This window comes from Chloroflexus sp. (assembly GCF_034431535.1).
Lineage (GTDB): Bacteria > Chloroflexota > Chloroflexia > Chloroflexales > Chloroflexaceae > Chloroflexus.
In genome coordinates, this window is the sequence record NZ_DAOUDC010000056.1 from 63,501 (window position 1) to 85,151 (window position 21,651).

Genomic DNA, 21,651 nt, shown 5'->3' on the forward strand with positions numbered 1-21,651 from the left:
AGAGTTAGTGGCTCAGTTTTGTCGTATCGTAACGTTGGCGCAACTGCACCGGCTGGCGAGCCTTGGCCTTGGCCGCTGCGCGCAGATTGAGCATTTCCACCATCACCGAGAAGCCCATCGCAAAGTAGACGTAGCCCTTGGGAATGTGCAGTTCAAAGCCTTCGGCGACGAGCGAAAAGCCGATCAGCAACAAAAAGCTGAGCGCTAGCATCTTCACGGTCGGGTGATCGTTGACGAACTTGGCAATCCCTTCGGCCAAGAAGAGCATCACCCCCACCGCAATGACCACCGCTGTCATCATCACCCACAGCTCATTGGCCATACCGACCGCAGTGATAACCGAGTCGAGCGAAAAGACAATATCGAGCAAGATGATCTGAAACACCACTGCCTGCATTGTCGTCACTGCCGCTGAACGCTCGGCATGCTCAGCGCCTTCCAACTTCTCGTGAATCTCGGTCGTGGCTTTGTAGATCAGAAACAGGCCACCGCCGAGCATAATCAGGCTGCGACCGGTGACATGCCACGGCCCCAGCTCGAAGAGCGGCTGGGTGAGGCTAGCGATCCAACTGATCGACAAGAGTAGCAATAGCCGTGTGATCAACGCGAGGCTTAATCCAATCTGCCGCGCCGGACGCTGCTGCGCTGGGGGCAACTTGCCGGCCAGAATGCTGATGAAGATGACGTTGTCAATCCCTAACACGATCTCCATCACCGTTAAGGTAATGAGCGCTAACAGATTCTCGACTGAGAAGATAGCTTCCATACCGTCTGTATCCTTTTCTGTTGCCAGATGCGCCACGCACAGCGCTAATGGTAGCACTCGCCGGCAGGCCGGTCAATCAAAGATATTGGTATAATGGTAGCGGTTCGTATACAGCTTGTGGTGTTTCTATGACTTGGCAACTTGCTCACCGCAGTCCTGACCAGCTCACCGTGCGCTTTATTCCTTGGCTGACGTGGAGTTTCGCCACCGTGGTGATCTATGGCGTTGGCACGATCGCGCAGCCATTCCTAACTGGCGCCCAGACTATGACCACCGGCGAAATGGTGTCGATTGCACTGCTGGCCGGTCTGATGCTGTTTACACTCATCACCGGCGGCCAGCTCGGTATTTGCCGGATCGACCACCGCAACGGCAAGATTACCGTCACCTCGTATGGCTTGCTGGGCCGCGCCCGCCAAGAACGCCCGCTGGCCGATGTCAAAGGGCTTGAGGTGCGTGTGTTGCGCCGTGCCCAGTATCGTTTGTTGGTGGCGTTGCGTTCAGGCGAACGCTTGCCACTGGCCCCATTCTATCTGATCAGTTTCAACGACCGCGGTATTCGCCGCATCGCCGAAGCCCTCGGCGTCGAACCGGAATTGATCCAAGAGCAATACACGTTCCGCTGAGGGCATCATCACGCTCCGCTACCCATCGTGACAAGATATCGAACCCTATGATTCCACTCCAGCTTGCCTTACGCAACTTTATGTGCTACCGCGCCGATGACGACGACGCGCCGCTCCGGCTTGACCTTGACGGCCTGCACGTGCTCTGTTTGTCGGGCGAGAATGGGGCTGGCAAATCAACCTTGCTCGATGCAATCACGTGGGCTTTGTGGGGGGAAGCACGCAGTTCCGACGATGAGTTGATCGCACAAGGCGAGACCGAAATGATGGTCGAACTGGTGTTTGCCCTTGATGGCCGGAAATATAGAGTGATTCGCCAGCGCCAACGCGGGCGCAGCACCGGCAAAGGCCCCAGTTCCGGCAAGACATGGCTCGATGTGCAGAGTTTCGACGGCGCGGCTTGGCGACCAATCGGCGAAAACACCATCCGCGAGACGCAGGCCAAAATCAACGACCTGCTGCGTATGTCGTACCACACCTTCATTAACGCCTCGTTCCTCTTACAAGGTCGGGCCGATGAGTTTACCAGCACGACGGCGGCGGAACGCAAAGAGGTGCTGGCCGAGATTCTCGATCTGGCCGAATACGCCGCGCTTGAACAGGGCGCGCGCGAGCGGGTGCGCAGCCTTGAGGCCGAGGCCATTAAGGTGCGCGGCCAGCTTGAGTCGCTCCAACCGATTGTCGCGAAAGTCCCTTTCTGGCAACAGGCGGTTGCCGACGCTAGCCAGCGGCGCGAGCAGTTGCAAACCACCCGCGCTGCATTGGAAGCTACCTACACCGCTGCCTTCACTCGCCTGCGCGAGCTAGAGGCGCTTGCCCAGCGCCACCGCGAGCTGCAAAACCGGCTCACCGCGCTGGCCGGCGAGATTCAGCGCCACGAGCGCAATTTGGCCGAACTCACTCAGCAGATTGCGCACGCCGAGCAGGTGATCGCCAAACGGCCCGTGATCGAGCAGGGGTTGGCTGAATTGGTCACCGCCCGCGCCGAACTCGACCGGCTAGAGGGGTTGCGCACCCGTTTCGATGAGTTGACGGCGCGCAAAAACGAGCTGCGCGAAACGTGGCGGGCCGAACGCGATCGTTTGAAAGAGGAGCTGAGCCGGGCCGAACAGACCCGTGACCGCTTGCGTGCCGATGTGGCCCGCTTGGCCGAGTTGCGCGCCCAAGAGGAGCAGTTGCAGCAACGCTTGCGCGAACTGGCGCCGCTGCACGCGCAATTGGTGCGAGCGCAGGCGCAGCGCACCGAGCTTGAGCAACAACTGAACCGGATTCGCGATCTGACCACGCGCCAAACTATTCTCCGCAATCAACTTGAGCAACGCACCACGGCGCTCCACGCCGAATTGACCCGCTACCAGCAAGATCAACGCCGGTTGGTCGAGCAGCTCGCTAAAGTTGCTCAATGGCGGGCCGAACTCGCCGCCGCCCAAGCCGCCCAAATTGCGGCCCACGAGCTGGAAGCGCAGCAACAGGCGCGTCGCACCCAAGAGCAAGCCACCGTTGACACCCTCAGCGCCGCCCGCGCTGCCGCCGAACAGACTCAGCGCGCGATCGCCAAACTGCGCGAAAACCAAGCCCTGCTTGCCACCGCCGGCGGCGCCTGCCCGGTCTGCCGCCACCAACTCGATCCCGCCGAAACTGAGCACGTCATTGCCCATTACCAAACTGAGCTGGCTGAACTGCACGTGCGGATAACGCAGACCGAAGCCGAGGCCCAAGCCGCCGAGCAAGCGCTGGCCAACCTCCGCGCTGCCATTGCCGCCGGCGAGCGCGAGCTCGCCAAGCTGCGCCAGCAGGCTGCCGCCGCCGAATCGCTCGAACGCCAATTAGCGCAAGTCGCCGCATGGGAAGCTGAGCAGCACGCACTAGCGCATCAGATCGCCTCACTCACCGAGCGACTCGCTGCTGGTGCGATCGAACCGACCATCCAAGCCGAACTGGCGGCGCTGGAAGGGCAACTCGCCGAACTGAGCGATGAAGCCGGCCTGCGCCGCGATCTCGCGATGGTGCACGACGATATCAGCGCGCTCGAACGCCAGTTGCGCGAACAGAGCCGGCTCGAAGGCCAGCTTGAGAGTTGCCGGCGCGAGATAGCCCGCTTGCAAACCGCGCCGGACGCCTTGCCCGCTGCCGAGGCAGCCGTGGCCGAAATAGCGCGCCAGCTCGCCGAAAACGACTTCGCCCACGAAATTCAGACCGCTGGCCGGCAGGTGGCGGCTGCGATCGAGGCGCTCGGCTACCAGCCGGATTTGCTCGAAGCGGCGCGCGCGACGGCGCGGGCGCTGGCCCACTGGGAGCACGAGGAGCGCGAACTATTGCTGGCCGAACAACGCTACGCCAGCGATACCAAGCTCCGCGAGCAGGCCCAATCACTCCGCGATCACGCCGAGCGCGAACGGCGCACCGTGCAAGGCGAAGCTGATGCGCTGACTAGCCAAGTCGCGACGCTGCCGGCAGTGAAAGCCGAAGTCACCCAATTGGCGCAGCAGCTCAACGACACCGATCGCGCCTTACAAGCCGCCGAGCGTGATCTGGCCGAAAAGCAAGCCTATCTCCGCCAAGCCGAAACCGCCGCCGCCGAGCTCGAGGCATTGCAAGCGCAAGAGCAGCACCTACGCGAACGCACCGCCCTCTTCACCGAGCTAGCTGAAGCCTTTGGCAAGAAGGGGGTGCAGGCGATGTTGATCGAAACTGCCATCCCCCAGATCGAAGAGGAAGCCAACCGCCTGCTCGCCCGCTTGACCGACGGCCAGATGCACCTGCGCTTCGAGATGCAGCGCGACACCAAGAAGGGCGATACCGTCGAGACATTGGAAGTCCACATCTCCGATGCGCTCGGCACGCGCAAGTATACGGCGTTCAGCGGCGGCGAGGCCATGCGGATCAACTTCGCAATTCGGATTGCGCTTTCTCGTCTGCTCGCTCACCGCGCCGGCGCCCGCCTTGAAACACTGGTGATCGATGAAGGATTCGGTACTCTCGACGCTGATGGCCGTGAGCGGATGGTCGAAGCAATTACGGCGATTCAACAAGATTTTGCCCGTATTATCGTCATCACCCACATCGACGATCTCAAAGATCGCTTCCCGGCAGCGCTCGAAATTCGTAAAACGCCGCTCGGCAGCCGGTGGGAATTGCGGGCGTGATCGAAGGCGGTGGCATATGCGCCGCGGGGCCGGATGGCCCCCACCCCCCAATCCCCTCCCCCGCTGGGGGATGGGGCGCTGGCTACTCCCTCCTCCTTCGGGGGAGGGCTAGGGTCGGGACGGTACCCCCGCTCCCGTCTGTCATTGCGAGCCGAGCGCAGCGAGGCGAAGCAATCCCCCGCGAGATCGGTAGCAACAGCTTTGAGGCATCACTTGCGCCAAAGCAGGAGATTGCAGCAGGGGTTAGACCCACAGCATCGCTGTAGGCCTACCCGCCACCGCGCACTGACCACCGGGCTACGCCCCTCACCCTGACAACGAGACCAATCCGCGCTATCATGGAGTGGGGCAGTATGACTGCCGCACATCAGAGCAGTTATCCGCTCCATACTGGCAAGAAAGGATCAGCCGATGGACATCATCCCCACTCTGCTCAAGTACATCTTTGTCGCGGCGGTGGTGGTCGAGGGAATTTTAATCGTGCGCGCCATCATCACTCTCGCCAAAGAGAAGGCGCAGGCCGACACCGCGCCGGCTGCCAGCGCAGAGGAGTAACGTCGTGGCATTCCGTATGCTCCATATCTCAGACATCCATACCGGCCCGCCCTTTAACCCTGCTGCCGCCGAACGCCTGATCGCCGATGCGCACGCGCTCAAACCCGATTTGGTGGTGATTTCGGGCGATTTTGTCCAGCGGGCCGATTTTGCGGCCCAGTGGCGAGCCGCTCGCACCCTGCGCGAGCGCTTGCCTCAACCACAACTGGTGGTAGCCGGCAATCACGATGTGCCGCTCTTTCTCTTGCACGAACGCCTGTTTGCCCCGTTGCGCCGCTATCGCCAGCAGATCTCGCCCGACCTCAATCCCGTTTTTACCACCACCGGCATTGCTGTCGTTGGCGCATGCACGGCCCACGGTCTCACGGTTGACGGCGGCAAGCTCTATCCCGCGCAGATCGCTGCGCTACGCGAGCGGCTAGTTCGCTTTGGCCCCGATGTCTACAAAATCGTGGTCTGGCACCACCCACCCGCGCTGCCGCCGGCCTACCGGCGCAAGCGCGTCACCATCACCAACGCTGCCGAAGCGATCCGGCTGCTGGATGAGTTCGCGGTTGATATGCTGCTCTGCGGCCATCTGCATATCAGTTTCGCCGGCAACACCCGCGATATCATACCCGGTTTGCGCCACGGCACCTACATCGTGCAGAGCGGCACCACTACCTCGCGGCGCGGCTACGGCGCAGAGCACGGCGCGAATACGTGCAACTTGATCACGATTGAAGCTAACGGCGCACGGGTGCAACATCTGCGCCTCGATCAGACCGGCGACCGTTTTCGCCCGGTAGCCGAACATTGGCTGCCGCGGCGGAGTGTGGCGGTGAAATAAGGGCGACGAGCTCTGCGCGTGGGCCAGCTTGCCGCCAGTTTGTAGGCCTGCTACGACTGGCTCAACCCGCGCGCAATCGCCAGCACCTCTGGGACAAATTGTTGCGCTTTGGCGCCCGCAGCTAACTCACCGACCCGATAACAGATTAGCCGCTGGCCATACCCTTCAACATACCACGCGCGCTGGCGGGCAAGCATATTCAGCTTCTGATCGGTGAAAAACTGACGGATCTGATACTCGTCGTTCCCCTGCAACAGGTACGTTTGAGAGAAATCGGGATGGTGCGGGAAATCAAGAGCGGTCTGGCGAAAGAGCTACTTGATCTTGTCGCCGATCCCTGCTGGCCGCAGATAAAACACCGGCACACGCAGATCTTCCGCCTCGAACAACAGCACCGTTTGGCGATAAAACCGATCCTCAGAGTGGTAGCCTTCCGAATCGCGCTGCTCTACCTGAAACACGGTGGTATGCTCGCAGATGGTCGCTTGGCCGCCATCGACGGCAAAGACACCTCAGCCACGAAACCGCGCTGCCGCGATCACCAAGCTGGCTGAGCGCACATGGCGACAGATCCGGCGCCGTTTCCCGATCACGCGGCACAAAACCCATGTGCATCACCGCCTGCCGGATCTCCTGATGGCGTTTGCGATCGCACCGCTGCGACCACTGCACATACCAATGCCGATCACCACCGCCCACGCCAAGCCTCCCAGCGTCCACAGCAACTCGTTGCTGTCCATAACCCACCTTTGCTGCGCTTTGTGGCTCGACTCTCGGTTCGATGGTGGCGCAGCAGCGGGTTAATCAACGGATCCGTTTCTCTACTCAGCGTAAAAAAACAATCTGTCATTTACCACTGCACCCCGGCAAACAGATCATCTTCGCACGCATCGCCATCCACCGGCGGGTAGGCGCGCATAAAGGTGTCGGCGCTGCCGAGCAGACCCAACACCTTGCTGAGCGGGCCACGGGTCAGCGGCCCGCCCGCGCCTTGGCTTACATGGGCCAGCGCCGCCGCCCGCGCCTGCTCACGCACGGCGGTAGTGTCAATGCGGGCATGGGTGGGAAACTCAACCTCGGCCAGCTTGGTCAGATCGATGTCGCGATTGCGGCCAAAGGTGCGCGGATCGCGGCCCAAGAGCGGCATAAGCCGCACCAGTAAGCGCAACAACCGGCGCGAGAAGGTGGTGTAGTAGAGTTTCTGCGGCGCATACGGCGGCCCCGCTTCCAGCCATGCTGCCGGGTCACTGGCGGCATGGAAGGCGGCGACTGTCGCTTCGTGGATGGCAATGTGGTCGGGATGGCGGTAGCCGCCGATCGGATCGAAGGTCATCACCACCTGCGGGCGCAGACGCCGGATATGGCGCACTATCTGCGCCGCCACCTGGTCGCGCGGTTGGTTGATCAACGCCGCCGGATGACGGTTCGCCTCCGTGCCGGGCATACCCGAATCGCGATAGCCCAGCAAGGTCACGCTGCTCAACCCCAACGCCTCAGCGGCGCGCAGCAACTCGGTGCGGCGCAACGCCGCCACCGACTCGTAGCCGTTGAGCAAGGCGGCATCAACCGTGCCCTCTTCGCCGCCGGTTGCGCAAATCAGATGCACCGCCACCCCTGACCACGCATAGCGGGCCAAGGTGCCTCCCGGCCCAAAGCTCTCGTCGTCGGGGTGGGCAAAGACCGCCAGTAGCACCGGGCGCACGCCGGGTGCCGCGGTAGGGCGGAGAACGATGGTTTCTTCGTTGGGTAGCATAGGTGTGGTGATTTTCTCTAGCAATGGCCCAGAGGGCTATCTTGATGCGATAACGATATGCCGTTGACGCCTAGGGAGTTATGGAGTGCGGCAGTTTCTCCGCCGCGGTCTCCCGCTCCCCTATTGTCATTGCGAGGGCGCGCAGCGCCCGAAGCAATCTCCCGCTTCAGTGCCCGCCATGCCTTAACGCACTACTTCCCCTGAAGGAGGAGATTGCTGCGCGGCGGGGCGGGCGGTGTCCGGCTCCGACCACTCCGCTCGCAATGACAAGCGGACAGCGGCTGCGCGGCGGCCTAAACGACTCCCGCCGCAATTGTGCCGCCCTCTATGGTATCATACCGCACAGAAGCATTCGTGTCGCCGGTCGCGCGCTGGAAGAGCGACCGGCTCGCTGTACAGGTTAAGAAGTATGCTCGCAGATTTGCCAATTGCCGTGATCGGCGCCGGCGCGATGGGTGAAGCCATTATCGGCGGTTTGTTGCGCAACGAGTTGGTCGCTGCCGATCAGATTCTCGCTAGCCACCCCCGCGAAGAGCGCCGGCGCGACCTCGCGCACCGCTACCACATTCGCACCACCCACGACAATCTGGAAGCGGCCAAATGGGGCCGGGTAGTGATCTTCGCCGTCAAACCGCAGCAGTTGCGGCGGGTGTTGCCGCCGTTGCGCGGTGCGATCCGCGATGAAGATCTGGTGATTTCGGTCATCGCCGGTGCCACCATCACCTCCTTCGCTGAGGCGCTCGACCACCCGGCAGTGGTGCGCAGTATGCCGAATACGCCGGCCCAGATTGGCTGCGGCATGACGGTGTGGACGGCCTCACCCGCAGTCACCGAACGCCAGCGCGGTTGGGCGGCGACGGTGCTTGGTGCGTTGGGGCGCGAGCTGTACGTCGATAACGAGACCTATCTCGATATGGCGACGGCGATTAATGGCACCGGTCCGGCGTATGTCTTTTTGATGATGGAAGCCATGATCGACGCTGGCGTCCATCTCGGTTTGTCACGCCGCATCGCCGAAGAACTGGTACAACAAACGATGCTTGGCTCGGTGCAGTATGCTATGCAGAGCGGCATGCACCCGGCCCAATTACGCAATGCGGTTACGTCACCCGGCGGCACTAGCGCCGCTGCACTGAGCGAACTCGAACGCGGCGGGTTACGCACCGTGCTAGCCGATGCGATCTGGGCCGCGTATCGACGTTCGGTTGAACTGGGAAGGCAGGGGTAGATGGCGATCAGTTATGCGCGCGCACGGTTGACGACCGAAGACGACCGCCGTTACCAAGCTCACGTCGAGAAGTTTAAGCTGCAACGCAAGAACCAGAAGGCCATCCGCCCGCCGCGCCAGCGCGATATCTTCGGCGGACAGGCCGAAGCGGCTTTGCGCACTTGGTTGGCGGCCCAGTTGCCGCTCGACGAGCGCCGTATTCTCGAATACGAAGAGCGCCGCCACCGCACGGCGCAGATTAAGTATCGCGAACTCGACGCGCTGGCAATCATCGATGGCGTGGCGTGGGTGTTTGAGATTAAAGCTAGCCGCACCGCCAGCGCCATTCGCCGCGCCGTTGCCCAACTCAACGAGACGCGCCAGATTCTGCACCTGCTCTTCCACCGAGTCGGGGTGACGATTCTGCTGGTGGATACCGGCATCCCCGTCGATAGCGCCGCCGCCGATGCGTTGATGGAGAACGATCGCCCGCCGCCGCGCCGGCCCGAACCGCTTGACGAAGTGTTGGCGGCGTTGCCGCAGGTACAGCGGATTGAGGATTTGGCCGCGCGTTCAGCAAGCGACGAGCAGATCAACCTGATGTTGTTTAGCGTTGATGATATCATTGCGCTGGTCGGGATCGAGAATTTGGCCCTCAATTGGGAAGACGATGATCTCGATGACGAGGCGGAGGATGAAACGCCGCCGGAAACGACCCTGTTTGCCAGCAGCGGCGATGATGACGACGAGGATGATAACCCGCTCGCTGCTGCGTTGCGCAAGGCCGGGTTGAAGTAACGGCTCCGCAAAGGGCGCAAAGGATTTGAGTGTATTCCCAAGTACGGCTATGCCCTCACAAAACCCTTTGCGCATCTTCGCGATCGTTGCGCCTTTGCGTTTAACATCTTTGCGATCATGTGTTGATCCAGTCCATACCAAACCTATGAACCAACTCCGCACCACGGCCGCCATCACCTTAGCCCGCACCGCCGGCACCCTCTCGCGCCGCCTGCGGCTCGGCGGCGGCACCACGTTGCCCGGTCAAGTCGCCCGCTCGCTCGACCCGGCCATCTTAACCACGATCTGCGCCGCGTTGCCCGCCGGTGTGATTCTCGTTGCCGGCACCAACGGCAAGACTACCACCAGCCGCATACTCGCGGCCATCCTTGAGCAGACCGGCGAACCGCTCTTGCACAATCGCGCCGGCGCCAATCTGCTGCCCGGCCTAACCACCGTCGCGATTGCCGGCGCCGATTGGCGTGGCCGTCCTCGCGCCCGCCGCGCCCTGTTCGAGACCGACGAGGCGGCGTTGCCGCAAGCGATTGCCGAGACCCGGCCCCGCCTCGTTGTGTTGCTCAATCTGTTCCGCGACCAGCTCGACCGCTACGGCGAGATCGATACCATTGCCGGGCATTGGCGCAAAGCATTGCAAACATTGCCGGCCACGAGCACTGTAGTCTTCAATGCCGACGATCCGGCGATGGCTGCGATTGCTCGCAACCTGACCGCCCGTACCCTCGCGTTTGGGTTGGAAGATAGCCGCCACGCCGCCGCCGCCGCCACCCACATTGCCGACTCGCAGTTCTGTCACGCCTGCGGCCACCGCTACGAATACCGGCATCTCTTCTATGCCCACATCGGCCATTACACCTGCCCGCAGTGCGGTCAGCGCCGGCCCGATCCGCACGTGGCCTTAACGGTGTTGGAACCGCAGGGGTTAGACGGCAGCGAACTGCAGATCGACCACCCTGCTGGCAGGTTGAGTGTTCGCCTCCCGCTGCCCGGCCTCTACAACGCCCAGAATGCGCTGGCCGCCACTGCTGCCGCCTTGGCGCTCGGCGTGGCGCCGGCTAAGATCAGCGCCGCTCTGGCTAGTTTTCGCGCCGCCTTTGGCCGCATCGAGCGGATCAACGCCGGCACCGGCGGCCCGCCGATGCTGATTGTACTGATTAAAAATCCGGTGGGAGCGTCAGAGACGGTGCGCATGTTGACCACGGCAACAGCCAAACCGTTGCATGTGCTGATCGCGATCAATGACCGCTTCGCCGATGGCACCGACGTGTCGTGGCTGTGGGATGCCGATTTCGAGCCGTTGGCCGAGAAGGTGGCCCGCGTCACAGTCAGCGGCACCCGCGCCGCCGATATGGCGCTGCGGCTCGACTATGCCGGCGTCGCCGCCGAGACTATGACCGTGATCGATGATCTGCCGGCGGCGCTCGATGCAGCGTTGGCAGCGTTGCCCGCCGGCGAAACTCTCGCCATACTGCCGACCTACACCGCGATGCTTGACCTGCGCGCCGAGATTGCCCGCCGCGGGTGGGCAAAGCCGTTCTGGGAATCCTGAAGACGCCAAGCGAGCAAAAGCGCAGGAGAGCCGGACGGCTGTCCGGCTCCGCAGAGAGCGCTAGGGTTTTTTGGAACATGGCATAAGCAGGCTAGCAGCTATCACAACAACATCTTCACATCCTCTGCGCCTTCGCGCCTTTGCGTGTCACCCCCTACGCCCCTCTACACCTTCGCGCCTTTGCCCACTCTGCGCCTTGACGTTACTCACCCTCGCGCCACTCGCTAATATTCCACGTAAACGGCGCTGTCGGGTTCAGCCGCCAACCCGTCAACCCCTGCCGGGCCACCAGCGCATCAATCCGCTGAAAGAGCGGCAACGCCGGCAACTCTTGCGTAAACAGTTGCTGTTGCCGGAGGTAGGCATTCTTCTGCTCTTCGGGATCGAGCGAGGTGGTCGCTGTATTAATCGCCTCATTCGCCTCGAAGAAACACCAGCCGGCAAAATTATTCCCCGTCCAATTGTTGGCTTCATTCGGCACCCCCGCGCAACTCCACAACTCCCAACCGCGCGGGTGCGGGCCAGCCATCCAGCCAAACAAGGCTAATTGGAAGGTGCGCTGGTAGAGCGGGCCATCAGTGCTATACAATTCGCTCGCCGGCAATTGCGCCACCTCAACCTGCACGCCAATCTGTTCCAGATCCGACGCTATCTGCCGCGCGACCGCTTCGCGCAACGGCGAATTGGCGCTGGTCACTAACGACAGCAGGATCGGCAAGCCATCGTGGTCGCGCCAGCCATCGCCATCGGCATCGAGCAGGTTCGCTTCATCAAGCAAACGGCGCGCTTCGTCGGGGTTATACGGGTAGCGGGTAATCTGATCGAGCGGCGGGTAGCCAAGCTGGCCCGGCAATACCCAACTCTCTAAGACATTGCTCTTGCCCCCCAACAACTGCTCGACAATCTGCGGACGGTTAATCGCGGACGCAATCGCTCGCCGCACGCGAATATCCTGCAACAGCGGCACATCAAGATTAAAGTCGAGATGTTCCCAGATCGTATTCGGCGAGGTGCTAAGCTGAATTTCTTCCTGTGCGGCGCTCTGCACAAGCTGGGAGAGCAACTCCGGCACCGGCTGTTCGATAAAGGCCAGATCAATCCCGCCGCCGCGCACCAATTCAACCAATTGCTGTGGATCTTTGCGAAACGCGATAATAATCCGCTCAAACGGCGCCGCCGGCCCCGCGTAATACGGATTGCGCACCAACTCAAGCGAGCCGCCGTCGAAGGCGCTGACCATATACGGCCCATAACTCACCGGTTTGCGGACAAATTCACTTTGCATGATCTGTTCCGGCTCCATATCCGCCAGCACATGGCGCGGCAACGGCGTCCAAAAACTGGTCAGATACGTGGGATCAGTCACATCGGGCCGCAGCACCACCCGTGTCGTGTGCTCATCGATCTGCTCGTAGCGTTCGATCATCGCCAACCGGCTGTTCGCCGCTTGACCGAGATCGATCTGCTGCGCCAGTTCGTAGGCAAACACCGAATCCGCTGCCGTCACCGGCGTGCCGTCCGACCAGCGCAAGGCCGGATTCCAGCGGAAGATGACGCTCACCTGCGTCACTTCATCGGTTGTCTCGGTCGGGGTTTCGCTAATCTGCCCCAACGCATCACGGAAGACAGTGACAGTCGACGTGACCACATCGCCGTTGGCAAAATCCGGCACCTGCGTTATCACACCAGTCGTTTGCCACATGAAATCAACCGGCAACAGCGGCACGGGAAAGAGTAATTCAGTTAAGGCACTGGTGATGCGTTCGTCAGTCGAGGTGCTGTGGTAGGGGAGCAGATCGGGCGGCTCATTCACCAACCCGATGCGCAACACCTGTTCGCGCACCGTGGTAGGGGTCGTGTCGACAATGGACATCACTGCTGGGGCAATTGGCGCCGGTTCATTCACCCGCACTTCACAGCCAGCAACGAGTACAAACGCAAACAGGGCCGTTAGCAAGAATATGAAACGCTTCATGGCGACTACTTTATGGTTAATTGATAAGCAAGTAACGTGCAGTAAAAGGCCATGCCTTAGCGGGTTCCTCCCGCTTTCGGTTGTCATTGCGAGGGGCGGGTAGGGGCCTACAGCGATGCTGTGGGCCTATCCCCTGAAGCAATCTCCCGCTTCAGCGCACGTCATGCCTCAGCAGGTTCCTCCCGTGCTCGCGGGGGATTACTTCGCCTCGCGGCGGGCAGAGCGTGGCTCTGCCCCTACCGCTCGGCTCGCAATGACAGCCTGAGCGTTGGATGGAGTGCGGCAGTATGACTGCCGCACTCCATAGAATAGCGCCAGCCTATGATCCAAACGCGCGTACCTTGCGTTTTTACACGCGATGTCACGGCGTCGCTACATCACGCGCTGCTGGAATGCCGTCCACGGCGGTAGCCATCTGCACGGCGCGCACGATCGCGGTGGCTAGTACATCTGCCGCCACCGCGCCGAGTGTCACCAACGGCGGCGAGTCGTAGACGCCGGTAGCCAGCGCGAACACGGTATCGCCATCGAATGGCGAGTGGGCCGGGCGAATCGCGCGAGCCAAGCCATCTTGGGCCATGATGGCCAGCCGGGTCGCGGCGGCTTTGTCGAGGCGGGCATCAGTGGCTACCACGGCGATGGTCGTATTCTGACCAGGAGCATCGGCAAACGACTGGCGAGACACGCCACTGCGCAAGAGTGCGCCGGTGCCGATCAACGACTGGCCGGGGCCGCGCGCGCCGGCGACAATCCGGCCTTGCCCGTTAACCACATCACCAAAGGCGTTGACCACCACCAACGCCCCTACCGTCACCCCGTTTGCCAACGGCTCGCTCCACGTGCCGACGCCGCCACGCATCGCAGTGGCCATGCCACCCACTTTGCCGACCGTCGCGCCAATCCCGGCCCCGACACTGCCCTCGGCCACACTGGCCTCGGCAGCCATACAGGCTGCGTATCCCATCGTCGCATCGGGCCACACATCGGCCCAGCCCACACCCAAATCGAAGATCACCGCCGCCGGCACAATCGGCACTTTGGTGAGGCCCACATCGAAGCCATAGCCGCGCTCGTGCAGCCACGACACGACGCCAGTGGCGGCAGTCAAGCCAAACGCGCTGCCGCCGGTCAAGACCACCGCATTGACCTGCTGCACCAGATTCACCGGATCGAGCAGATCGGTCTCGCGGGTGCCGGGAGCGCCGCCGCGCACATCCACGCCAGCAACCGCACCATCTGGCGTCAGCACGACCGTCACCCCGGTCAGCGCCTCGGCATTGGCGGCATGGCCAACGACGACTCCTTGCACATCGGTAATTGCGGGAACCTTCATTTCCGACTACCCTCTACCAGCGACGCGATCGGGTGCGCATCCGCGCGCACCGTGGGCGCGCTGCCAGCTTGGGAATGGCCACAGTACGGGCAAATCCGCCACGTCAGATCGATCACCTTCTGGCACGAGTCGCAGCGCCGGCGCAACTGGGTATGGCAGTGCGGACACAGGATGAAATCGGGTTCGATGGGGCGCTGGCATTCGGGGCAGACGAATTGCTCTTCGAGATCACGGCGCAGGAACTCTTCTTCCAAGGTGCGCTCGTACTTCTCGGCTAGCGTTTGCGGCGGGCGCAAGATCAGATGCAGTGGAATGCCGAGGAAAGGCAGCAGCAGCACGATACCGACTGCCAGCACCTGCACCGAGATATCTTCGGTGCGACGGCGAATATCGCGGTAGGCCCACAACACCGACGCTGCCCAGAGCAACACCGCATACGCGCCCAAAAAGATCGCGCCAAGGCGCACCAGCGGCAGAATATCCGCCAAAAATTCTTGTATTGCTTCCATAGTTACAACTTGCGCGTCTGCGCGCGCAAGACAAACACCGTCGCCCCGCCCACCTGCACCTCTAACGGCGCCGGCGGGTAAAACTCACCCGACTCGGCGATCGGCGGCATCGGCGAGACGTAGCGCGTGCGCGTCGAACAATGTTCGCGAATAATGTTAATCACCGGATTGACCTGCTGATCCTCGACGCTCAGCAGCAAGGTCACGTTTCCTTCGCGCAAAAACCCGCCTTGGCTACTCAGGCGCGTCACCCGGTAGCCATGCTCGGTCAGCGCTTCGACGAGATTCGTCGCGTCTTGGGACTGGACGACAGCCAGAATTAGGCGCATGCGTTTCACCCTAACGATGTCAATCCGCGCTTCGTTGTGCGGCAATCGGCGTAATCCGGGCCAAGTGCGGCGTCACCGCGTGCCAGATCTGTTCGGTCAACACGTCAAGTGGCTGATCGGCATCGAGCGCATACCAGCGTTCCGGCTCTTGCGCCATCAGCTCGGCAAACCCTTGGGCCACCCGCTGATGATAGGCCAGATCGCGCGCATCGAGCCGGTTCCATTCCACCGGCTGGCCACTGTTGGCTTCCGGCCGCTCCCGCCCGGCGCGCTTGCGCTGCAAACCAACTTCCACGTCGATCCGCAGATAGAAGGTCAAATCCGGCTTCAGCCCACCGGTTGCCACTGCCGTAATCGCGCGCAGCTCATCGAGATCGCGACCAAGGCCGTACCCTTGATACGCAAACGTCGAGTCGGCATAGCGGTCACAGATCACAATCCCGCCGGTATGAAGGTAGGGACGGATCAGCTCGCTGACCAATTGCGCGCGCGCCGCCGAAAACAACAAGGTCTCAGTAGTAGGCGCCATTTCGGTATGGCGCAGATCAACCAAAATCCGGCGGATCAACTCGCCGATCCGCGTCCCACCCGGTTCGCGGGTCAGAATCACCGGATAGCCCGCCGCTTGCAGGCGTTCATACAGACGGCGAGCTTGCGTGCTCTTGCCGGCCCCCTCTGGCCCTTCAAATGTAATAAACAGACCTTGATGCATGACAGCGCCACCAGCAATCTCGGTTTATCCTTCGTTAAGGATAGCCGATCTTTGCCAATCTGTCGATGAGCCATCGTATATTGTAGCAGCATTGCGGTGCAATGCCGGCATTGTACCGCAATACTGCTACCGATCCCGCTACCGGAAGATCTTCACCCGCCGGTTCGGATCGTCGCCGCGGCTCTCTGAGCGCAAATTGTAGCGGTCGGCCATCTGATGTTGCAAGCGACGAATGTAACTGCTGCGCGGGGTCAATTCTACCGCATTGCGCTCGCCGCTGATCACTTGGGTAATCGCCTGCTCAGTTTCGAGCAACGCCTCTTCGATCGTTGAATCGCTGCGCGGCGGTTCGGGTTCCTCATCCACCACTTCGCGCAACTGGAAGACCTGCGCCAGTTGCCGTTCCATCTGGGTAATCGTGTTGTTGCGCAGCACGTAGACCGGCACACCCTGCTCTTCGGCTTGCCGTAGTTGTTGCGAGCTTTGCCGGTAGTAGTTCTTGAGCGTCATGACCAGCGTGGCGTCTTTCATATCGCGCACAATCACCGCCGGCACCCGCAGCCGTTCGATCGCGTTCTGCAACCGGTTCCGGCTAACACCAAACGGGAAGATGCGCTGCGGCGGCACCGTGGTCGCTGCGGCGGCATTGCCATTGCGGTCGCGCAAGCGCGGGCCGCTCGCCCCCATCTGCGCCTGATCGCGCCCGCCGCGGCTTCGCCGCCCGCCAAACGCTGGTGCATCGATCGGCGCGCGCCGCACCGGTTCGCGCCGCACCGTCCCGTTCGGCTCGCGGAAGCGTTGCTCGCACGGCGGCTCTTCGCCGCGCAAGATCGCATCAACTGCCGCCGCCACATCTGGGTAGACGGTCACGCTATCCCACGACTGGATCTCAACCAGAATGCTGAAGGTCGGCGGCGCTTTCCGTTCCAGCACCGTCTTTTGGGTGCCGCGCCGGCGCGCCTCTTCATCACCCAGCGTCACCGCTTGAATCCCGCCCACCAGATCAGAGAGGGTCGGGTTGACCATCAGGTTATCGAGGGTATTGCCATGGGCCGTACCCACCAACTGCACGCCGCGCTCGGCGATGGTACGCGCCGCCGCCGCTTCCAGCTCGGTGCCGATTTCGTCGATCACAATCACTTCGGGCATATGATTCTCGACCGCCTCGATCATCACATTGTGCTGTTCGGCGGGACGCGGCACCTGCATCCGGCGCGCCCGCCCGATGCCGGGGTGGGGGATATCGCCATCGCCGGCAATCTCGTTCGAGGTATCGACAATCACCACCCGCTTGCGTAGCTCGTCACCCAGCACCCGCGCCGTCTCGCGCAAGAGCGTCGTCTTGCCGGTGCCCGGCTTGCCCAGCAACAGAATGCTTTGCCCAGTTTCCACCAGATCGCGAATAATATCAACTGTGCCATACACGGCGCGACCCACGCGGCAGGTCAGACCAATCACCACGCTGCGGCGATTGCGAATGCCGGAAATGCGGTGGAGGGTGCGGGGAATGCCAGCGCGGTTGTCCTCGCCAAACTCGCCGATGCGCGCGATCACGTAATTGATATCTTCGGCGGTCACTTCCCGATCGCTTAAGAACAACTCATGACCACGATAGCGCGCTTCCGGCAACCGGCCGAGATCCATCACGATTTCGAGCAGATTATCCTGATCGTTGGCTTTCTGGATCGCCTCCCGGATCGCCGGCGGCAGTGTTGTTAACAAAAGTTGAATATCGTTGGTCGTATCCGTCACAGCCATAACCGCTTAGCGCTCCTCCCACACTGTTGGGGGCAATGCATACCGGCGCACCGACACCCGCGGCTCAAGCCCCACTTCCAACGAGGGGGCCAGCACCGTGCGGCGAATCGGCACAACAGTATGCTTAACGAGTAAGATTTGCTCACCCACCGGTTGAAAACCCAACCGCATCGCCGGTTCAAACAACTCTTGCTGGTACTCGCACAAGATGAGATAGACAGGCCGGCTATCACTGAGCTGGGCCAGACCGAACCGTAACACATCTACCGCCTGTTCGCGCGCATCAGGCCGGATCAGCAACGAAAAGACGTGACCGCTCGGCCCGCTGAGCAAACGCAAGTAAGCAGCCAGATCATCGTCCGGACCCAACACCCACGCTTGCCGGCGCACGAGCGAATAGGGTTGGTAGAGCGTCCAATGGCGCGCATTGCGCACTTCCGCTTGTTGCACGAGATGCGGCGCCACGATACCATAAAGCTTGTGGATCGCCCAATGGTCGCGCCGCGATTGCGCCCGCATCGGCGCCAGCCGGGTGCCCTGATCCCAATCCGGCCCTGAAAGGTGCAAAATTTGGCGATGGGTATAGGCTTGAAAGCCAACTTGGCGAAAGATTTCGCGCAACTCGTTGTGTTGGCTCGGCAAGGCCGCATAGAGGCGCTGCACCGAGTGCAGCGCCGCATCAGCGCAGAGCCGGTGCAACAGGTGAAACCAGAGTTCGTAATCGCTGGGAGTCTGCTCGCTGCGTGTGCCGTTGGTCGCCAGATAGATCACATCTTGTTCAGGCCGACCCAGCCGACCCATCGCCTGCGCCAACGCAAACCCGCCCCGTTCGGCCAGCACCAGCGTCATCCGCTCGCGATGGTTGCCGGCCAGCATGCTCTGCAACGCAAACCAAAGCGGCCGGTGGCTATACGCCAACAGTCGTTCGGTGTAGAGCACCTGTTGGTAGCGAGGTTTCCGCCGGAGCGACCAGAGATCGCCCGGCGTCACGGTTCGTATCATAATTCCAGAAAGAGCCGGTGAACCCGATCATCACCGGTCAACTCAGGATGGAACGTGGTCGCCAACAAACGACCTTGGCGGGCAGCCACCACGCTGCCGTCCTCTAACCAACCAACCGCCTCGCACCCCTGACCGAGCGCCACGATGCGCGGTGCGCGGATAAAGACGCCGGGGAGCGGCGCTTCACCAATGATCGGCATCGTGATCGGCACCTCAAAGCTATCGAGCTGGCTGCCGTAGGCATTGCGCTGAATGGTGAGATTCATCGCGCCAATCGCCGGCTGGCCGCCTTGCTTTTGGCCAACCACCTCGTTGGCCAGCAAGATGGCGCCAGCGCAGGTGCCCCAAATTGCCAAATCGCGACCGGCCCGCTCGCGAATCGGTTCTAACATCTGGTACATCACCAATAGCCGCCCGATCGTCGTGCTTTCGCCACCGGGAATAATCAGCCGCTCGACGCGAGCCAGTTGGCGCGGCAAGCGCACATCGACCGGCTCGACGCCGATCCGGCGCAAGACCGCGCAGTGTTCACGAAAATCGCCCTGCAGGGCTAACACGCCAACTGTCATACGGTTCTGCGCGCGGGCGGGAACGCCCCGCCCGCCTCCTACTACCATCCGCGCCGCGCCATCAACTGCTCGGCGGGAATCTGATCGATGTTGATCCCAACCATGGCCTCGCCAAGGCCCTTGCTCACCTCGGCGATGATCTCCGGATCGTTGTAATGCGTGGTCGCTTCGACAATTGCCCGCGCCCGCTTGACCGGATCGCCGCTCTTGAAGATACCCGAACCGACGAAGATGCCATCAACCCCCAACTGCATCAGCAGAGCCGCGTCAGCCGGCGTGGCGATGCCGCCCGCCGCGAAGTTGACCACCGGCAGCTTGCCTTCGGCAGCCACCTGCTTGACCAGCTCGTAGGGCGCCTGAATCTGCTTGGCGTAGGTAAACAGCTCGTCTTCGTTCATCGACTGCAAGCGGCGGATTTCGCTGTACACCGCGCGGGCATGACGCACCGCCTCGACCACATTGCCGGTGCCAGCCTCGCCCTTGGTGCGCAGCATCGCCGCGCCTTCGGCCACCCGGCGCAGCGCCTCGCCCAGATTGCGGCAGCCGCACACAAACGGCACCCGGAACTTGTGCTTGTTGATGTGATGCTCTTCGTCAGCCGGCGTCAGCACTTCGCTCTCGTCAATATAATCGACGCCGATCGCCTCCAACACTTGCGCCTCGACGAAGTGACCGATCCGCGCTTTCGCCATCACTGGAATGGTGACGGCCTGCTTGATCGCCAGAATCAGCTCCGGATCGCTCATACGGGCGACGCCACCCTGCGCGCGAATGTCAGCCGGCACTCGCTCGAGCGCCATCACCGCCACCGCGCCGGCTTCTTCGGCGATACGCGCTTGCTCAGGGGTGACCACATCCATAATCACGCCACCCTTCAGCATCTGCGCCAGCCCTACCTTCGTCGTCCACGTCGATTTTTCCATACTGCCTCGCTCAAGGTATGAAAGGTATGAATCGGTGACGTTTCCTGATCTCGTCAAATCATTGTACCACGCTGTGACATGGCGGGCAATGCGTCGCAGGGCGGAGAGGCCCGGACGGTGGAGACGCATTACCCGCCGTCACCGCCACCCGATCGGGCATCGCGATTACCAATTGCTCCCAACCACCTTGGCCACCGCGCGTAGTTTCGGTATCAGGTTCATGAAGTTCTCGTGATTGAGCGATTGGCCGCCATCCGATTTGGCCCGATCGGGGTCGGGATGCACTTCGATGATCACGCCATCGGCCCCCGACGCGATGGCGGCCAGCGTTAACGGCGGCACCAGATACCATTTGCCGGTGCCGTGGCTGGGATCGACGATCACCGGCAAGTGCGAGCGCTTCTTGACCACCGCGACCGCGTTGAGATCAAGCGTGTTGCGGGTTGCCGTCTCGAAGGTGCGGATGCCGCGTTCGCAGAGGATGATGTTGGGGTTGCCCTGCGCGATGATGTATTCCGCCGAGAGCAGCCACTCTTCGATCGTCGCCGATAAGCCGCGCTTGAGCAGCACCGGCATGCCGCTGCGCCCGGCCTCTTCCAGCAATTGGTAGTTTTGCATGTTGCGCGCGCCGATCTGCAACACGTCGGCGTATTTCGCCACCAATTCGACATCAGCCGGCGTCATCACTTCGGTGACGATTGGCAGGCCGGTCTCGGCGCGGGCTTGAGCCAGCAATTGCAAGCCGTACTCGCCTAAACCGCGGAAGCTGTACGGCGAGGAGCGCGGCTTGAACGCGCCGCCGCGCAACATGTTGGCGCCGGTTTCGCGCACCGCCCGTGCCGTGGCCATAATCTGCTCTTCGCTCTCGACCGAGCAGGGGCCGGCGATGATTGCCAGATGGCCGCCGCCGACCTTCACATCTCCCACCTGTACGATGGTATCGTGCGGTTTGACTTCCCGCGACACCAGTTTGTAAGGCTGCGTGATCCGCACCGTCTCTTTCACGCCATCGAAATGCTCTAACTCTTCGCGCAGCGTTGGCGGGATGGCCGCTCCCACCACCGCCACCACCGTCCGTTCCTCGCCGACAGTTAAATGGCCGCGCAAGTTATGCTCGCGCAGCCGGGCCAACACCGCTTCGATTTGGCTCTGGGTCGAGCCGGTCTCCATCACGACGATCATGGAACGATCCTCCTCAGTGGTACAGGAATCTGGAAACGAAACGGGCAGCGTATGCCCGGCGTCACAAGGGGCAGCGTATGCGGTCGTATCAGTGGAGGGCGCTGTCGGCAAGCGCTGGATGCTCAGCAGTTCG

The 21,651-nt window shown here is 61.9% G+C and carries 22 protein-coding genes; 8 read left to right on the forward strand and 14 right to left on the reverse strand.

Going from position 1 to position 21,651, the window contains the following annotated elements:
• Nucleotides 1-4: 4 nt before the first annotated feature.
• On the reverse strand, nt 5-766 hold the full coding sequence (locus tag U9R61_RS14315) for a TerC family protein (protein ID WP_322489486.1): 762 nt from the start codon (nt 764-766) through the stop codon (nt 5-7).
• A gap of 128 nt (nt 767-894) precedes the next feature.
• Between U9R61_RS14315 and U9R61_RS14320 the strand changes: the two genes are divergently transcribed.
• The 4 genes from U9R61_RS14320 to U9R61_RS14335 all read left to right on the forward strand — a co-directional run bounded on the left by U9R61_RS14320 (nt 895) and on the right by U9R61_RS14335 (nt 5,922).
• The gene (locus U9R61_RS14320) at nt 895-1,392 is read left to right on the forward strand and encodes a hypothetical protein (protein ID WP_322489487.1); all 498 of its coding nucleotides are present in this window, start codon (nt 895-897) and stop codon (nt 1,390-1,392) included.
• 47 nt (nt 1,393-1,439) lie between these two features.
• Nucleotides 1,440-4,538, forward strand: coding sequence for an SMC family ATPase (locus U9R61_RS14325; protein ID WP_322489488.1), 3,099 nt, complete (start codon nt 1,440-1,442; stop codon nt 4,536-4,538).
• Between the two features lie 411 nt (nt 4,539-4,949).
• Nucleotides 4,950-5,093, forward strand: a complete 144-nt coding sequence (locus U9R61_RS14330) for a hypothetical protein (RefSeq protein WP_322489489.1) — start codon at nt 4,950-4,952, stop codon at nt 5,091-5,093.
• 4 nt (nt 5,094-5,097) lie between these two features.
• Nucleotides 5,098-5,922, forward strand: a complete 825-nt coding sequence (locus U9R61_RS14335) for a metallophosphoesterase family protein (RefSeq protein WP_322489490.1) — start codon at nt 5,098-5,100, stop codon at nt 5,920-5,922.
• Between the two features lie 50 nt (nt 5,923-5,972).
• Here U9R61_RS14335 and U9R61_RS14340 read toward each other — a convergent pair whose 3' ends face one another.
• Nucleotides 5,973-6,176, reverse strand: a complete 204-nt coding sequence (locus U9R61_RS14340; RefSeq protein WP_322489491.1) for a hypothetical protein — start codon at nt 6,174-6,176, stop codon at nt 5,973-5,975.
• Between the two features lie 24 nt (nt 6,177-6,200).
• Between U9R61_RS14340 and U9R61_RS14345 the strand changes: the two genes are divergently transcribed.
• On the forward strand, nt 6,201-6,476 hold the full coding sequence (locus U9R61_RS14345) for a hypothetical protein (RefSeq protein WP_322489492.1): 276 nt from the start codon (nt 6,201-6,203) through the stop codon (nt 6,474-6,476).
• Nucleotides 6,477-6,536: 60 nt separating this feature from the next.
• Here U9R61_RS14345 and U9R61_RS14350 read toward each other — a convergent pair whose 3' ends face one another.
• Both U9R61_RS14350 and U9R61_RS14355 read right to left on the reverse strand, forming a co-directional pair.
• Nucleotides 6,537-6,662 (reverse strand): hypothetical protein, encoded by a 126-nt coding sequence (locus tag U9R61_RS14350; RefSeq protein WP_322489493.1) that lies wholly within the window; start codon nt 6,660-6,662, stop codon nt 6,537-6,539.
• A gap of 110 nt (nt 6,663-6,772) precedes the next feature.
• Nucleotides 6,773-7,675, reverse strand: coding sequence for a PIG-L family deacetylase (locus U9R61_RS14355; RefSeq protein WP_322489494.1), 903 nt, complete (start codon nt 7,673-7,675; stop codon nt 6,773-6,775).
• A gap of 409 nt (nt 7,676-8,084) precedes the next feature.
• On the opposite strand from U9R61_RS14355, the gene proC reads away from it, so the two are divergent.
• The 3 genes from proC (at nt 8,085) to U9R61_RS14370 (ending at nt 11,226) form a co-directional block, all read left to right on the forward strand.
• Entirely contained in the window at nt 8,085-8,903 is an 819-nt protein-coding gene (proC, locus tag U9R61_RS14360; RefSeq protein WP_322489495.1) for a pyrroline-5-carboxylate reductase, read from the forward strand.
• Nucleotides 8,904-9,680 (forward strand): hypothetical protein, encoded by a 777-nt coding sequence (locus tag U9R61_RS14365; RefSeq protein ID WP_322489496.1) that lies wholly within the window; start codon nt 8,904-8,906, stop codon nt 9,678-9,680. It begins immediately after the preceding gene.
• 145 nt (nt 9,681-9,825) lie between these two features.
• Entirely contained in the window at nt 9,826-11,226 is a 1,401-nt protein-coding gene (locus tag U9R61_RS14370) for a MurT ligase domain-containing protein (protein WP_322489497.1), read from the forward strand.
• A 202-nt stretch (nt 11,227-11,428) separates the two neighbouring features.
• Here the strand turns inward: U9R61_RS14370 and U9R61_RS14375 are convergent, their stop codons facing one another.
• The 10 genes from U9R61_RS14375 to aroF all read right to left on the reverse strand — a co-directional run bounded on the left by U9R61_RS14375 (nt 11,429) and on the right by aroF (nt 21,518).
• Nucleotides 11,429-13,201, reverse strand: coding sequence for a peptide ABC transporter substrate-binding protein (locus U9R61_RS14375; RefSeq protein ID WP_322489498.1), 1,773 nt, complete (start codon nt 13,199-13,201; stop codon nt 11,429-11,431).
• 361 nt (nt 13,202-13,562) lie between these two features.
• Nucleotides 13,563-14,534, reverse strand: a complete 972-nt coding sequence (locus U9R61_RS14380) for a P1 family peptidase (protein WP_322489499.1) — start codon at nt 14,532-14,534, stop codon at nt 13,563-13,565.
• A complete protein-coding gene (locus U9R61_RS14385; protein WP_322489500.1) occupies nt 14,531-15,043 on the reverse strand; it encodes a zinc ribbon domain-containing protein in 513 nt (170 codons plus the stop codon). The genes U9R61_RS14380 and U9R61_RS14385 overlap by 4 nt, the downstream gene beginning before the upstream one ends.
• A gap of 2 nt (nt 15,044-15,045) precedes the next feature.
• Nucleotides 15,046-15,372, reverse strand: coding sequence for a cyclic-di-AMP receptor (locus U9R61_RS14390; protein ID WP_015941657.1), 327 nt, complete (start codon nt 15,370-15,372; stop codon nt 15,046-15,048).
• A 19-nt stretch (nt 15,373-15,391) separates the two neighbouring features.
• Nucleotides 15,392-16,084: a dTMP kinase gene (gene tmk, locus U9R61_RS14395; RefSeq protein ID WP_322489501.1), complete on the reverse strand. Its 693-nt coding sequence runs from the start codon at nt 16,082-16,084 to the stop codon at nt 15,392-15,394.
• A gap of 138 nt (nt 16,085-16,222) precedes the next feature.
• A complete protein-coding gene (locus U9R61_RS14400; protein ID WP_322489502.1) occupies nt 16,223-17,842 on the reverse strand; it encodes a R3H domain-containing nucleic acid-binding protein in 1,620 nt (539 codons plus the stop codon).
• 6 nt (nt 17,843-17,848) lie between these two features.
• Nucleotides 17,849-18,844, reverse strand: coding sequence for a hypothetical protein (locus tag U9R61_RS14405; protein WP_322489503.1), 996 nt, complete (start codon nt 18,842-18,844; stop codon nt 17,849-17,851).
• Entirely contained in the window at nt 18,841-19,413 is a 573-nt protein-coding gene (pdxT, locus tag U9R61_RS14410) for a pyridoxal 5'-phosphate synthase glutaminase subunit PdxT (protein WP_322489504.1), read from the reverse strand. The genes U9R61_RS14405 and pdxT overlap by 4 nt, the downstream gene beginning before the upstream one ends.
• A gap of 41 nt (nt 19,414-19,454) precedes the next feature.
• Nucleotides 19,455-20,336 (reverse strand): pyridoxal 5'-phosphate synthase lyase subunit PdxS, encoded by an 882-nt coding sequence (pdxS, locus tag U9R61_RS14415; protein WP_066790144.1) that lies wholly within the window; start codon nt 20,334-20,336, stop codon nt 19,455-19,457.
• Between the two features lie 165 nt (nt 20,337-20,501).
• Complete coding sequence (aroF, locus tag U9R61_RS14420) at nt 20,502-21,518, reverse strand: 3-deoxy-7-phosphoheptulonate synthase (protein WP_416208856.1); 1,017 nt, start codon at nt 21,516-21,518, stop codon at nt 20,502-20,504.
• Between the last annotated feature and the right edge of the window lie 133 nt (nt 21,519-21,651).